Below are 13693 nucleotides of genomic sequence, written 5' to 3'. Positions count from 1 at the left end.
CATCCATTGATGCTGATCGCGCTATCATAGTGAGTCCAGGTCATAATTATGATTGTGACATAGATGCCCCGTCTCCCTATACAAAACTACTCATTTCATGAATGGTACACCAAGTCCTTGATTTCCACTTTATTTATGAAAAAATGCAATTTATTTGAAGTGCCATAAAAACAAGTGGCATGGTAATAAGTGAAATTACATATGTTCCAACAATTAACCATCCTGCAAGCGAACTGTCACATCCGTACCTACTTGCAAGTACAGCGGCTATTGCACCTGATGGCATTGCATTTTCCAAGATTAGAAGGTTTTGGGTAATAAGTGACAAACCAAGAGATGTAGATAATAATGTTGCAACAATGGGTTCGAATAGCATTTTAATGCAGATGATAACGAAAAGGATGGGAATAATAAATTTTATTTTAATTGGTCGAAGCATGAGGCCTAATGCAATCCAGATCAGGAGATTCATTGATACACTAATAATTGTGAAAAAGTTAGTAAAAATGTCAACAAAATATACTGTACCTGGAATATGAAATTCTTGAAGCAGAAAAGCTACCAGTATCCCAACAATAAAGGAGATAAAGATAGGGGTCATGAAAAAGTTTTTTAATGTATATGATATCCTGACCTCTCTTTCTGCATATTGAGCTCCGAAATACGAAGCAATAATTACTCCCAGTGTGAAAAAGGGAATAGCGGATCCTAATGTTCCGATAGTAAGCCCTTTTTGAATGACATCTGGTTGTGAGCTAAATAATTCATAAATAAGGGGACTCGCCATTGTTGCAGTACTACCAAATCCAGAGGCCATAATTATCGTCCCAGAAATCGGCCGAGAAAATTTGCAGATACGACAAAAAATGTATGCAATAATTAAAGCCAGTAACAAAGTAATAAAGAGCACACAAGCAGGTGCGATGGTACTAATCGAAAACTCAAGTTTCGCAAGGGAAGAAAAAATAACTGCTGGAAGTGCTAATTCAGTTACTAGTTTATCAAAAACTGACTGATCATCATCGGTGAAGAACCCTCTGTATTTTAAATATTTAATTGAGCCAATGATTATGAGTGCAATTAATACAAATTGATAGATTGGCTGTAGTGAAATAACAGTTGTCATCAGAATCTGCCCCTGAAACGATGCCCCTCTGTTTGAGATCGGGAAATATTATTTGGGGTTATTTTTTGAAATAGTACGAAAATGACCCTGGTATCTGACATGTTTTGTTTCATATTTCACCTTTTTTCATTATAAAAGAGTAATTGAAATCAGAGGAATCGTTACCAGGCTGAGCAAAAACGAAATTATCACAATAGTAGAAGCCAGAGATCCGTCACATCCATATCTTTCAGCCATAACTGCTGCTACAGTTCCTGAAGGAACTGCCGCTTCTATTACCAGAATTTCCCGGATCAGAGAGGGTGTTTGGGTCAGGGTTGCTCCTGCATAGACTAATAGTGGGAGACAAATTAATGCCAGAGGGAGGGTGATTGCCATATATATGAGAATATCATTGATTTTTATTGGTTTAAGCATCAGACCAATCGTAATGGCAACGAGCATTTCAAACCCGTTATTAAAATATTCAAAAAAACTTGTAAAAAATGGTGATGTCATTAAAGTGGAAAGGGTGGGAATCTGGGAAACTACCAATCCAGCAATCAAAGAGATAAAGATAGGAGATCTGAAAAATGCTATTATATTATTATAAAAAAGACTCCCTCTTGATCTTTGGCCAAAATATGCAACAATCAGGATTCCAATTGTAAAAAATGGAATACATGATCCAAATTCACCAATAATCAGAGCACTTGTCATTGCTTCACTATTTATGCCATACGTCTGGCTAATAAGCGGATATGCGATAGTTGAGGTACTTCCAAATCCTGCAAGAATGACGATTGTTCCTGTAATCGGGTTTGAAAAGTGGAATAATGTACAGATAATGTAGGCGATACAACAGATGAGGAGGCTGGCAACAAGGTAAATGAGTGATGCATAAATTAATTGTGGTTTAATCTCTCCTACTGCCAGCGTTGAGAAAATAGTAATCGGAAGTATGATCTCTGTAATCACCTTTCCAAAAATTGCGGTATTACCTGTTTCAAAAAAACCTCTCCGTTTTAAGATCTGAATAAACAAAACTAATAAAAAGAAGATAGAAACCGAACGGATAAGGGGGTATAGTTGTTCCATGGTATACAGTTCGCGTATTTATTGTATTCCTGTGAAGCCTATTATTATATACCTATTTGGTTTTCATGAAAATTTTGTTTAACTGAACCATCGTTTCCCGGTCTTCCTCTCCGGATTACAGAAATTCCTATCACTTTTCCCGAAGAAGAGATTGCTGTATGTTGAAATTCAGGACTGAAAACGTCCATTGATCAGACCGGGAGAATCACCTGAAATACTCTTGATATAATTTCATATTCAATAATCATATCTGATTGCGTGGCTGGATAAAAGAGAGGGATTTTATATGAGGGAATTGAGGAGATATTTTGATTTGATAGACAATGCTTCAATCTATCATTTTGTAGGATTACTTTGGCTCATTGTATCGATAAGAACTCCCTTATTTTCAAGAGCAAAGAGACCTTCCACACAGAATCGGTTGAATGGGCATTCTTCAAAATGCTGGCATCTGGTTCGCTTTCCATCTTTGTGTGAACATCCGTTTCTGGAAAGATTCCGAAGCACTTCTGACAGATCAAATGTGGTAATTCCATCCTTGTCCGATCCGTTCTGAGTTAGTGCCTCTTCCCATAATTCTCTGACTTTTTGAGATATCAACGAGATCTGTCCTGAGTATGAACCATATGCCAGCCCGAGGGCAATACTTGCCCTGACGATATGAATATCAGTGAGCAGCGGAATTTTATTCAGATTCGTGAGTGTATCAATCCCGGCATCGTTTTTGAGCAGTGAAAGCCATAACATGCCTTTTCTCTCCCCGATGAAATGCTGGAAGTCGTATGCCTCATGATACCTGGCTGATATCATCCGGTTCAGAATTTCAGGCCCATTCCACTGGCATGACCTGAGGAAATTTCTAGGATCTCCTCCCCACTTCTGAAATAGATATGAGCCTGCATTCTTCCATATCTCCGCGTTTTTATTTTTAGTCCCTCCCATGTTGAGATTTTTCAGATCATATCTGACCTGATCTAGTTCTTCACTGAAAAGGGACTCTGGAGAAAAGAGATATCTGGTCTGCTCTGACTCATATGCCTGCCGTGAAGAATCCCAGAGTATAGAGGAATGGAGACCATTGTCAATTGAGAGGGTCAGGGTAATAAAAATAACATGTTCCAGGGATCCGGGGGTAACCCCCATTGGCGGCGAATAGGAACTGTCCTCTTCATGAGTTAAGAACCTTGAATCTATGATTGTTTCAGGTAACGAGTGAGTGATCTCCACCGCCCTGTTTATACTATATTTCAGACTCATGGGAATTCTATCTTCTGAATTATTGGTTCCTGAATGAGATCTGGTGCCTGATGGTCCTCATTCAAACAAAGTAACTATGTTTTCTGACTTATCTCGAAATATTATTAGAATATTCTCGCTTTGACTGTACGTTATCTGTTAGAAGACGTATATTTGAATTTCCTCATTGTACGGGTGAAATACTGACTAGGATACACGCCTCCTGTTTGTAGGTACCATGAGTCCGGCTTTTTCCCATCCATATGGTGCCTAACTCTGGATTTGTAAAGGAATTTGGTAGTAATTACTTCGGTTACCAATCTGATATCTTATAGTTCTTCAATCTCTATAATTTCAATCAGGATATTTCCACAGTCTCTTGCAAACTGAATAAACACCTGAAGATTTTCTGAGTTGATAGACATAAGTGATCGGGGAATATATATACGAATAGTCTGGGAATTTTCAGAATCTTTCTTTTGAATCGATGCTATCTGGCGTATAGCCGAGATGATTATACAAAAGTTGATTCGCTTTATGACCCGTACGTGACCGATAGACCGATCATCAATCCATGCCCGAAACCGGTCAGAAGTCAGGATGACTCTGGTAATATCCTGTCCTTCTCCGGTTTCGGTCATATATCACGACTATGACAGCACTTCGTCCATGCTTCCTGATCGGTATCCTCTAAGGTCTAATGTAACATATGAGAACCCTATCTTACGAATTTTCATCTCGATGTCTGCTTTCAGGCCAATAATTTTGAGCATATCTTCAGGCTGTACCTCTATTCGAGCAATATTTCCGTGATGACGCACTCTGACTTGTTTAAATCCGAGATTCGTGAGTAATTCTTCACTCTCCTCTATCATCTGCAGCTTTTTGTCTGTTATCTCGTCGCCATATGGAATGCGGGAATACAGGCAAGCCGATGACGGTTTATCCCAGAATGGGAGTCCTTTCAACCGTGCGATCTCCCTGATATCCTGTTTTGTGATCTCTGCCATAATGAAAGGGTGAATCACACCACATGAGCTGAAGGCCTCGATTCCCGGGCGGTGTTCTCCCAGATCTGAAATGTTTGCTCCATCTGCGATTGAATTACTTCCGTATCGTTTAGCTGCCTCTGCAAGGATTTGATATGTACCTATCTTGCAGTGTCTGCATCGGTCTGATGGGTTGATCTGTTTCAGGTCTTTAGAAAGTGACTCTCCCTTGATTATCTCAAGATTTAATCCCAGTGATCTTGCGTTTGATATCGCTTCTGCAACTCCTCTGCGTGGAACTTCAGGCCCGTCTACAAGGACACAGCGGGCGTTATCAGATCCAAGAATTTCCTGTGCTACTGCAGCCAGGAGTGAACTATCCACTCCTCCTGAGTACGCAATAAGAATCGGTGCCTTATTCCTGATGAGTTCTTCAAGTCTGGAGAGTTTAGTTGAAAGGTCCATGGGTTTTTCTTCCTGCGTATTATCTACATTACCAAAGATTTCAAAGCCTTACTTGTTGTAAAGATTCTTTTCTATCTCATTGATCCTTCCCCGTTCTGATGTTGTAGCCGGTTTAAACGGGATAGCACAGCAGCATGACGGGACCTGCATGATTGAAAGATCAAATGTTCCGATGGTACGTGCAATGTTTATTGTCTCCTCTTTATCATATCCGATGAGTGGGCGATACACCGGCATATCAATAGCATCATCAAGAACAAAGAGATTATCAAGTGTCTGGGAGGCGACCTGGCCAAGAGATTCCCCGGTAACAATTCCTTTTGCTCCTGATTTTTGTGCTATCTCTTCAGCAATACGATAGAGATGTCGTTTGCAGAGAACACATGCATACTTTTCCATACCTTTCTTTTTGAGTTGCATGCGGTTTGCATACACCTGGCCATCTTCGATCACCTGAATTGAGAGATCTGGTTGATATCTTCTGAGATGCTCAACGATGAGACGTGCCCTCTCTTCTGAACTGTCATCATGAAATGGGGCGATTTTTATGTAGACCGGGATGATTTTACAACCCCGTTTCATCATCATATACATCGCAACAGGCGAATCAATGCCACCTGAATGAAGGGCAACAAGGGTTCCTGATGCACCAGGGGGCACTCCACCTGGTCCGGGGAATATTTCGGTGTAAAAATAACAATTCCGTTCCCTGACTTCAATATGTAGTTCGTACTCTGGATTTTTAAGGTCTACGCGTAACGATGGGTAAAAAATTCTCACATGATCTCCAAGATCCCGTGCTAGTTCCTGGGAAGTAAAGGAATGTTCTCCTGTCCGGTGGATTCTAAGAGCAAAGGTGGATGCATTCCTGATACCAGTCTCTCCAGCAAACCTGATTATTTGTTCTTTTATATTGGTGAGAGATTCTTTTTTACATGGAGAAAAGGAATGCACACCAAATGTATATCTGAGCTGGTCTGGATTTACTGGTCCTGATATCCATATACGCCCTCTCTCCCTGGTCACATCGCAGTCTGGCAATCTGCCCGACAGTGACCTGATTAGGATATCCTCCCATGATCTCCTGACAGGTTCACTTTTTAGAAATATTTCAGAATATCTAACTAACCAAATATCAGTGTTCATACAAGTTCCGTTCAGATAAAATCAGAATGTCCATTGTCAGATGATTGTAATGCATCAACTTTTGGGTTCAAATCTGAATAGAATTTCTTCTTGGTGGTTAAAAGGTATGAGAATGAGGCAATATGTTTGGCTCGTTATTTAGAAAATCTTTGATATCTGAATGATTTGTTTAATGACTCTTATTTATAAGCCCATCCGGAATATGGTAAGAGCTGCCGCTACTGGTGGGACTATTTCTCTGGAAGTTGACAATTGTATGTTCACATGGTGGACACGAGGTAGATATGAATCCTCAAATAAATGCAGGAATTCTGGCTTCACTGCCAGACAATGAAGAATATTATTCCCAGGAATATGGGGTCGGAGTGGTGTATGAGATTCCATATCCCAGGGAGCTCAAGCGGGGAAATTATTGTTGGCACATGCATAACCTCAATGCCATATGTAATGGTACCAGCCTGATGCCAAATTCTATATAATAAACCTGTACCGTCCGCTTTGTATATGCCATTGCCATATGGGGGGCATATCCTGCCCTCCTCTGTTCCTACTCAAATATTTTGGAGATTGAATGGTTATAGTGTGAATTCATTAGTAATCACCATGGAGTACGTCAATTGTCTTCAGATTTTACGTTATCAGATAATGAGAGAGAACGTTATCTCCGTCAGATCCTGATATTTGGATCAAAAGGACAGGAAGCTCTCAAAAAAAGCCATGTATTCATCGCAGGTTGTGGTGGTCTTGGATCTCCAATAACCTTGTATCTTGCAGCAGCTGGAGTTGGGACTCTGACTATTGTTGATCAGGACACCGTGGCATTATCCAATCTGAACCGCCAGATTCTACACTGGTCTGATGACATCGGCAGAGAGAAAATAACTTCTGCACAAGAAAAACTTCACTCTCTAAATCCTGAGATTTCTATTCATGCGATCCATGAATCTATTGCCTCAAATTCTCTTCCTATCCTTGCAAAAGGTGCAGATATCATAGTAGATGCTGTTGACTCTATGGAAACCCGCCGGGTTCTGAATTCCTATTGTGTCAGGAACAAAGTCCCGTTTGTCCATGGGGCTGTTCACGGGCTAAAGGGACAGATGATGGTGATAATTCCCGGTGATACGGCCTGTCTGCAGTGTTTCATCCATCATTCGCCTAGATATCCGGTTGTTCCTGTGCTTGGTGTCACAGCCGGCATTATTGGTCTTATGGAAGCGAATGAAGTAATTAAGATGATCACCGGGACCGGCAGGATTCAGGCAGGTAGACTTGTTCTCTGGGATGGGGAACAGGGTTCTATAGAGAACTTTCAGGTCAGAAGAGATCCTCACTGTCCAGTATGTTGGAAATGTAAATTTTCTGGTTAAGTAAACGGTAATACGTTTTAATGAGCCTTTACGTTGCCTGAAGGATAGATCCATTATAGGAACAGACCCCATAAATATTGGTTAATGAGTATGTACCGGATGCAGGAAGAACCCATAGATCTCTCCCAGGTTTTTGAGAATGTCGGACCTGATACCGGGGCTGTTCTTATCTTCGCAGGCACAGTGAGAAATGACGGGATGGATGTTCTGCGACTTGAAACAGATAAGGAAGAGGCAGAAAAGGAGATTCATAAGATAATATCGGAGGCTGAAGAGAAGTGGGATCTCACCCGTGTTCAGGTTATCCACCGGTATGGTCCTATGAAAGTGGGTGAAGTGATCGTACTCATCACGGTCGCATCCAGCCATCGAGATGTGGGATATGCAGCATCACGATATCTTATCGATGAATTAAAAGTCAGGGTTCCTATATGGAAAGCTGAACTATTTGGCGATAAAGTACGGTGGGTCCCGGGGGCAGGAGAGTAATCAGATCGTGCAGCACGCGGATATCAAGAACCTGGTTTATCTGAATAATGCTGCAAGTACCTGGCCTAAACCCCCCTGTGTACTGGATGCGGTAGCACAGTCATCTTCATTACCTTATCTGGAATCAGGGAGGACAACATTAGAAGGATTGATCTCCTATCCAGATGAGGGCCGGAAGGCACTATCTTCTTTTTTTCAAACCGATGATCCATCTGAATGGGTATTCACATCAAATGCAACAGATTCACTTAATATCCTGATTCACGGATTTGCTACTGGATTGAACACTCCTTTTCATGTGATCACGACAGAACTGGAACATAATTCTGTAATCCGCCCTTTATTAACTCTAAAAAAGGCAGAAAAGATCTCCCTCTCTATTATTCCGGCAGACTCGGGAGGCCATATCAATCCGGATTTGATTCGTGAAGCCATTACTCCGGAGACCCGGCTTGCGGTGATAAATCATGGCAGTAATGTAACCGGAGCAGTACAGGATATAACTGAAATCTGTAGATTACTCCATGAAGAAGACGTCTTCTCTATAATCGATGGTTCACAGACTGCCGGACAGATCCCGATCCGGTTATCTGAAATCCCTGTTGATGCCTTTGTTTTTACCGGTCATAAATACCTCTTTGGAATTCCCGGAATCGGTGGATTTTTTATACGAACACCTGAATCAGTTCTCTCTCTTCACCAGGGTGGTACCGGATTTGATTCTGCTTCCCCGGATCATCCAGCAGAAATGCCTGCACGATTTGAGGCAGGAACTCCCAACTTTCCCGGTATTGCTGCCCTGACTGCAGGAATTGACTATGTGTCCGGAATTGGTTTTGACAGGATATGTTTGCATCTTGATGAAATGTCTCGGTATCTTTCGAAGCGGTTATCTGACCTGGATAATGTGATTCTGTATTCACCTGATCCTGATACCCCGATCTTCTCATTTAATATATCCGGAGTCGATCCGGAAGACGTAGGTCTGATTCTGGGAAGAAAATATAACGTGGTAACCCGGACTGGTCTGCATTGTGCTCCGTGGATTCATCAGAGATTAACCAATGGACAAGGTTGTGTCAGAATAAGTCTTTCGTATCTGAACACCATGGAGCAGTGCAGACTTGTGGCTGATGTTATAGAGGGCCTTGTATAATGAAGATTATTAAATCGCGAATTTCATCAAAATGTACCGACGGTGCAATTGTAAATGAATGTACTCTCGACATCCCGGTCAGTGATGCATTTCTGCAATCAATTCAGGATAAAGGGGAGGGAGAGGTTTCAACCAAAAAACTCGGTTCTAACACTCTCTTTACCTTTTCCTGTAATTCTTTCTCAATGAAGGGAATGTCTGGAGATACAATAATCTACGTCAGTCACAGGAAAGAGGATGCAGAACCTGTACAGTCAATTCTGCAAACACTTTTTAAAGAACATACGTAGTTTCATGAGTGACATAACCCGGAAGTACCTGGCCCTGGTTATCCACAGTCAGCGACACTGTCCTGGTTGTTAGTGTGGATAATCAAAAAAATATTGGTCTGAAAATTATCGGTTTAATTCCTGACTAGTTCCTGGTCCAGGTACTCAAGAGCCCATACATTGAGTGCCTTATAAACCGTTATCAGTTTTTTTCCTATCGGCGTTAGAGAATATTCTACCCTGGGAGGAATCTCAGCATATGCTCTACGTGTGAGAATACCATCTTTTTCGAGCTGGCGAAGCTGGCTTGTCAGAACTTTCTGAGTTATTCCAGGTATCTTCTCCTGGATTTCATTGTATCGCAGTGTTCTGTCCTGAAGAAAATACAGAATTCGAAGTTTCCACTTTCCGTCAATAATATTTAATGCAACTTCAACCGGGCATACTTTCTCTGGTTTATTGGTTTGAATATTCATCGGTATCCTCATGGTGCGTATGGATGAATTAAGTTCGTTTTTTCAATAAATATCGCAGCGATCAATTTTAGGTGCACATTAAATTTGAAGGTATTTCTTACATTCGGGAATTTTACCAGATATGATTCAATTATCGCTAAAACGCCATATAAACTCATGTTCACAGTCCCGGCAAAGGCATTTCATTCTGATGATTCTCATTGTCGGAGTGTTCATGGCAAATCTTGATGCTGTCATGGTCAATGTAGCGTTACCGACAATAACGGAATTTTTTAAAACTGATCTGGCCTTGTCACAGTGGACTATTACCGGGTATATCCTCATGATGACGAGCCTGCTTATCATCTTCGCAAAGGTATCAGAATTTACCGGGATTACCAGGCTATATATTCTGGGATGGGGTCTCTTTACGTTTAGCTCACTTGCCTGTGGTTTTACGGGAACAATAGAAGGACTCATTTTCTTCCGTATTATCCAGGGAATTGGTGCATCCATGGTTTATTGCGGGATGGGTCCCCTTATCATCCATGCCAGTGAGCCCAATCAGAGGGGACAGGCGATGGGGTACATAACAGCAGCTGTAGCAGGTGCAACGTTTATTGGTCCCGGACTTGGAGGATTTATTACTGATTTTCTTGGCTGGCAGTTTATTTTTCTCATAAATGTTCCAATAGGGATTTTTCTAATACTTTGTTGCCTGAAATATCTCAATATCCCTGAGAAGAGATCAGAATCTATTGAATTAGATGTATTGGGATCTGCATTGCTTATCCTGACACTTGTATCTTGTCTGCTGGCATGTTCTGAATTTGCTCAAAACCTTAGTTTAACACTATATATTACAATATATTGCCTTGTTTGTGTTATCTCATTGGTTGCTTTTGTATTTTTTGAATCCAGGAGTCAAAATCCATTAGTTGATCTGAAGATATTCAAAAATCAGACTTTCAGAATTTCAATTATTTGTCTGCTTTTTTTCTTTCTTGTAATAAATTCGACAAATATTGTAAGTCCATTTTATTTTGAAAGTGTCATGGGGTATAGCCCGGCAGCATCTGGTACGTCATTAATGCTGGTTCCATTCATGATGATTGTGGTTTCTCCAATTATCGGGAGGTTGTATGATCATTACCGGCTGGATTATTCTACATATGGGTTGATATTTGTGGCTGTATCCTGTGTTATTCAGGCTATTGGGTCATTATCTGTAAATCGTGTCCTTATTTTCATTTCACTCTGTCTCCGGGGTATAGGATGTGGTCTGTTTCAGGGTCCTAATAATACTGACATCCTTCATTCTCTTGATCCAGAAAAGTCTGCTATGAGCTCATCTGTTGCTTCTGCTTCCCGAACCCTGGGCATTGCATTGGGAGTATCGTTTGCCAGTACTTTTATGTCTCTGGCCCCAGGTTGGAATGGTCAATCAGGTCCGGTTTTAATACAAGGGGCAGAATTGATGCAATATAACTGTGGAATTACACTGTTTGCAGCAAGTATTGTTTGTATTATTGTTATTTTCGTATCTCGTTTTGGAAGAGTTAAGATTCGCAATAATAATTAACTCCATACCTCATATTGAGTGGAAACTTCTCGTTGATGTGTGTAATATTGATGAGAAAAGTCAATCAGTGTAGGATTCGACAATGGGATAGTTTCTTTTCTTATGTATAGAAGATGATAGGCCGGACAAAAAAAAATCAGCGAGTATTGTCGTTTCCAGGCTCTAGAGATTCATAGTCAGAAAAGATATACTCCTGATTACAGTCAGTTGCATTGCTTTTCAGTCATTTTAATAGTAATGGCACTATATCCAAGACTCTTATGTCAGAGCCAGAACCCGGAATTGAACCGGGCTATGCTGATCTGCAGTCAGCTGCATGGCCTCTCTGCCATTCTGGCATCAGGTATGGGACAACATCAGAAAATTCCACATCGACATCTGGATGCTTGTACGGGAATCCCTGTTGCATACTAATGTCGCGGTTTCTGAAATAAATAGCCAAGGAATACGGCAATTTATTCCTGTTCTCTCATAGTAAAAATAATTTATACATTATGAACAGGGGCAGCACACCTGTTCGTTCTCAGTCAGTATACCATCTCTTATTGTAATTACCCGGTCTGCCCGTTTGGCAAGGTCGGTGTTATGAGTGACAACGATAAGGGTAAGTCCTTTGTTTCGGAGTTCTCTGAAGAGGTTGTAGATCATTTCTGAACTTACAGAATCAAGATTTCCGGTTGGCTCATCTGCAAGTATTACCTCCGGATCATTCATCAGGGCACGTCCGATGGCAACACGTTGCATCTCACCCCCTGAAAGCTGGTATGGAAGGTGATCACCCCGGTGAGCAAGTCCGAGCATTTCAAGGATTGATTCTGTCTTTTTTGGATCTGGTTTTGTTCTGCTGAAGAGCAGGGGAAGTTCAAGATTTTCCCTTGCTGTCATTGTTGGAATTAGGAAGAACTGCTGAAATACAAACCCTATAGTGTCCCGTCTTAACACTACCCGCTGTTTCTCCTTCAGATGAGTCACATCGGTTCCGTGTACTTTCACGCTCCCACCAGATGGATCATCCAAAAGTCCCAGGATATTTAGAAGGCCGGTTTTTCCTGATCCTGAAGGTCCCACGATGGAGACAAATTCTCCTGCCTTCACTGAAAGACTCACCCCTTTCAGGGCATGAATCTCTTCACTTCCCCTGTGGTAAACCTTTGAGAGATCTTGGGCTTCAATCAGGTTCATTCAAACTCACTCCTGATGGCTTCCATCGGGCTCAGTCTTGATGATCTAAAGGCTGGATATAATCCACATATCAGCCCCAGCACAACCGAGAAGAGCAGGCACTCTCCTATCAGAAAAGGATCAACGGTTATCAGGCTTCCGACCGGTGCATATGGAATATTTGACCTGACAAACTTCTCAATCATACCAGCACCAACAAATGATCCATAGATCCCCAGAATTCCACCAGCAGTGGTTACGATGATTGTCTCTATCATGACCATGATTCCTATGTCAACTCCTGATGCACCGATTGCTTTCATCATCCCGAATTCACGGGTTCGCTCATGTACAGACATCAGCAGGGTGTTCATGATACCAAATGCACTGATAACTATTGCTACTGCAATGAGCGAAAAGAGCAATGTACGTGCTGAACCCACCAGATTCATAATGGTCCCGGATATCTGTGACATCGTGACGACCTGGGTGTCTGGTATCTTCTCGATCTCATCAGATACAGAAGCAACCTCTTTGGGATCCTTCACAAGTACCGCTATTGTGTTGATCTTGCCTTCTTTCTTGAAGATCCTCTGGGCTTCATCGATTGGTAAGAAGTGAGACTGATCATCCTGACCTCCAGTCCGCTCAAGTATCCCGACGATAGTGAAAGGTTCTTTTATTGGACCTATTGGAATTGTGTCTCCTACTTTGGCACCATCAAGTTCTGCGAGACCCGCTCCGATCACCATGACGTTCTTTTCATCGTCTGAGAAAAATCGCCCCTGAACTTTCCACCATGGCTTGATCTTCTGCATCTCGGCACTTTCGATGCCATACACTACATGGGATGTCCCGTTATTGGTAAATTGCTGCAATAGCATCGGAGTTGCTATCTCAACACCAGTGGTTTTCCTGATCGTCTGCAGATTAGATTCATTCAGATACTTTGGAATAACTCCTCCATGCATGACAAGACTTGCAGCCTCATACGGGCACCCTTTTGGAACTGCGAGAAGACTTACTCCAAGACTATTCATCTCTCCGGAGAGTTGCCTCTCGTATCCGGCATTGAATGATAAGAGTGAATAGAGGACTGCAATAGCGATGGCTACCCCCACTATGGTCAGCAGTGTTCGCATCCTCCTTCTGCTCAAGTTCTTAATCGCCAG

General features: G+C 41.7%; 15 protein-coding genes. 6 read left to right on the top strand and 9 right to left on the bottom strand.

Features of this window, described 5'->3' with window-relative positions; translation table 11 throughout:
* Window positions 1–133 precede the first annotated feature (133 nt).
* From DK846_RS13165 to thiI, 6 genes are all read right to left on the bottom strand, one after another.
* Window positions 134–1126, bottom strand: a complete 993-nt coding sequence (locus DK846_RS13165; RefSeq protein ID WP_109969427.1) for an AEC family transporter — start codon at window positions 1124–1126, stop codon at window positions 134–136.
* 129 nt (window positions 1127–1255) lie between these two features.
* On the bottom strand, window positions 1256–2203 hold the full coding sequence (locus tag DK846_RS13160; RefSeq protein ID WP_109969426.1) for an AEC family transporter: 948 nt from the start codon (window positions 2201–2203) through the stop codon (window positions 1256–1258).
* A gap of 336 nt (window positions 2204–2539) precedes the next feature.
* Window positions 2540–3460 (bottom strand): hypothetical protein, encoded by a 921-nt coding sequence (locus DK846_RS13155; RefSeq protein ID WP_109969425.1) that lies wholly within the window; start codon window positions 3458–3460, stop codon window positions 2540–2542.
* Between the two features lie 308 nt (window positions 3461–3768).
* Window positions 3769–4080, bottom strand: coding sequence for a hypothetical protein (locus tag DK846_RS13150; protein ID WP_109969424.1), 312 nt, complete (start codon window positions 4078–4080; stop codon window positions 3769–3771).
* Window positions 4081–4089: 9 nt separating this feature from the next.
* The gene (gene larE / locus DK846_RS13145; RefSeq protein ID WP_109969423.1) at window positions 4090–4893 is read right to left on the bottom strand and encodes an ATP-dependent sacrificial sulfur transferase LarE; all 804 of its coding nucleotides are present in this window, start codon (window positions 4891–4893) and stop codon (window positions 4090–4092) included.
* A gap of 48 nt (window positions 4894–4941) precedes the next feature.
* Window positions 4942–6039 (bottom strand): tRNA uracil 4-sulfurtransferase ThiI, encoded by a 1098-nt coding sequence (gene thiI / locus DK846_RS13140; RefSeq protein ID WP_109969422.1) that lies wholly within the window; start codon window positions 6037–6039, stop codon window positions 4942–4944.
* A gap of 284 nt (window positions 6040–6323) precedes the next feature.
* Between thiI and DK846_RS13135 the strand changes: the two genes are divergently transcribed.
* The 5 genes from DK846_RS13135 to DK846_RS13115 all read left to right on the top strand — a co-directional run bounded on the left by DK846_RS13135 (window position 6324) and on the right by DK846_RS13115 (window position 9344).
* Window positions 6324–6518: a hypothetical protein gene (locus tag DK846_RS13135; RefSeq protein ID WP_146201227.1), complete on the top strand. Its 195-nt coding sequence runs from the start codon at window positions 6324–6326 to the stop codon at window positions 6516–6518.
* 138 nt (window positions 6519–6656) lie between these two features.
* A complete protein-coding gene (locus tag DK846_RS13130; protein WP_109969420.1) occupies window positions 6657–7409 on the top strand; it encodes a HesA/MoeB/ThiF family protein in 753 nt (250 codons plus the stop codon).
* A gap of 90 nt (window positions 7410–7499) precedes the next feature.
* Window positions 7500–7898, top strand: a complete 399-nt coding sequence (locus DK846_RS13125; protein WP_181391779.1) for a molybdenum cofactor biosynthesis protein MoaE — start codon at window positions 7500–7502, stop codon at window positions 7896–7898.
* A gap of 7 nt (window positions 7899–7905) precedes the next feature.
* Window positions 7906–9054 (top strand): aminotransferase class V-fold PLP-dependent enzyme, encoded by a 1149-nt coding sequence (locus tag DK846_RS13120; RefSeq protein WP_245926552.1) that lies wholly within the window; start codon window positions 7906–7908, stop codon window positions 9052–9054.
* Window positions 9054–9344 (top strand): hypothetical protein, encoded by a 291-nt coding sequence (locus DK846_RS13115; protein WP_109969418.1) that lies wholly within the window; start codon window positions 9054–9056, stop codon window positions 9342–9344. Before DK846_RS13120 ends, DK846_RS13115 begins: the two co-directional genes overlap by 1 nt.
* 113 nt (window positions 9345–9457) lie before the next feature.
* On the opposite strand, the gene DK846_RS13110 is transcribed toward DK846_RS13115, so the two are convergent.
* Complete coding sequence (locus DK846_RS13110; RefSeq protein WP_109969417.1) at window positions 9458–9799, bottom strand: winged helix-turn-helix transcriptional regulator; 342 nt, start codon at window positions 9797–9799, stop codon at window positions 9458–9460.
* A gap of 121 nt (window positions 9800–9920) precedes the next feature.
* On the opposite strand from DK846_RS13110, the gene DK846_RS13105 reads away from it, so the two are divergent.
* Window positions 9921–11360 carry a DHA2 family efflux MFS transporter permease subunit gene (locus tag DK846_RS13105; protein WP_109969416.1) on the top strand — a complete coding sequence of 480 codons (1440 nt, stop codon included), beginning with the start codon at window positions 9921–9923 and terminating at the stop codon, window positions 11358–11360.
* Between the two features lie 492 nt (window positions 11361–11852).
* On the opposite strand, the gene DK846_RS13100 is transcribed toward DK846_RS13105, so the two are convergent.
* Both DK846_RS13100 and DK846_RS13095 read right to left on the bottom strand, forming a co-directional pair.
* Window positions 11853–12542, bottom strand: a complete 690-nt coding sequence (locus DK846_RS13100; RefSeq protein WP_109969415.1) for an ABC transporter ATP-binding protein — start codon at window positions 12540–12542, stop codon at window positions 11853–11855.
* A complete protein-coding gene (locus DK846_RS13095; RefSeq protein ID WP_181391778.1) occupies window positions 12539–13663 on the bottom strand; it encodes an ABC transporter permease in 1125 nt (374 codons plus the stop codon). The genes DK846_RS13100 and DK846_RS13095 overlap by 4 nt, the downstream gene beginning before the upstream one ends.
* Window positions 13664–13693: the final 30 nt, after the last annotated feature.

This window comes from Methanospirillum lacunae (genome assembly GCF_003173355.1).
GTDB lineage: Archaea > Halobacteriota > Methanomicrobia > Methanomicrobiales > Methanospirillaceae > Methanospirillum > Methanospirillum lacunae.
The sequence above is the reverse complement of the archived record's forward strand: the minus strand, read 5'-3'. Positions and strand labels throughout refer to the sequence as shown.

Coding starts and splice junctions, on each gene's coding strand:
- DK846_RS13110 (WP_109969417.1), bottom strand. CDS start 9,799: ATGAATATTCAAACCAATAAACCAGAGAAAGTATGCCCGGTTGAAGTT.
- DK846_RS13100 (WP_109969415.1), bottom strand. CDS start 12,542: ATGAACCTGATTGAAGCCCAAGATCTCTCAAAGGTTTACCACAGGGGA.
- DK846_RS13160 (WP_109969426.1), bottom strand. CDS start 2,203: ATGGAACAACTATACCCCCTTATCCGTTCGGTTTCTATCTTCTTTTTA.
- DK846_RS13105 (WP_109969416.1), top strand. CDS start 9,921: ATGATTCAATTATCGCTAAAACGCCATATAAACTCATGTTCACAGTCC.
- DK846_RS13125 (WP_181391779.1), top strand. CDS start 7,500: ATGTACCGGATGCAGGAAGAACCCATAGATCTCTCCCAGGTTTTTGAG.
- DK846_RS13165 (WP_109969427.1), bottom strand. CDS start 1,126: ATGACAACTGTTATTTCACTACAGCCAATCTATCAATTTGTATTAATT.
- DK846_RS13115 (WP_109969418.1), top strand. CDS start 9,054: ATGAAGATTATTAAATCGCGAATTTCATCAAAATGTACCGACGGTGCA.
- DK846_RS13135 (WP_146201227.1), top strand. CDS start 6,324: ATGAATCCTCAAATAAATGCAGGAATTCTGGCTTCACTGCCAGACAAT.
- DK846_RS13155 (WP_109969425.1), bottom strand. CDS start 3,460: ATGAGTCTGAAATATAGTATAAACAGGGCGGTGGAGATCACTCACTCG.
- thiI (WP_109969422.1), bottom strand. CDS start 6,039: ATGAACACTGATATTTGGTTAGTTAGATATTCTGAAATATTTCTAAAA.
- DK846_RS13095 (WP_181391778.1), bottom strand. CDS start 13,663: ATGCGAACACTGCTGACCATAGTGGGGGTAGCCATCGCTATTGCAGTC.
- larE (WP_109969423.1), bottom strand. CDS start 4,893: ATGGACCTTTCAACTAAACTCTCCAGACTTGAAGAACTCATCAGGAAT.
- DK846_RS13150 (WP_109969424.1), bottom strand. CDS start 4,080: ATGACCGAAACCGGAGAAGGACAGGATATTACCAGAGTCATCCTGACT.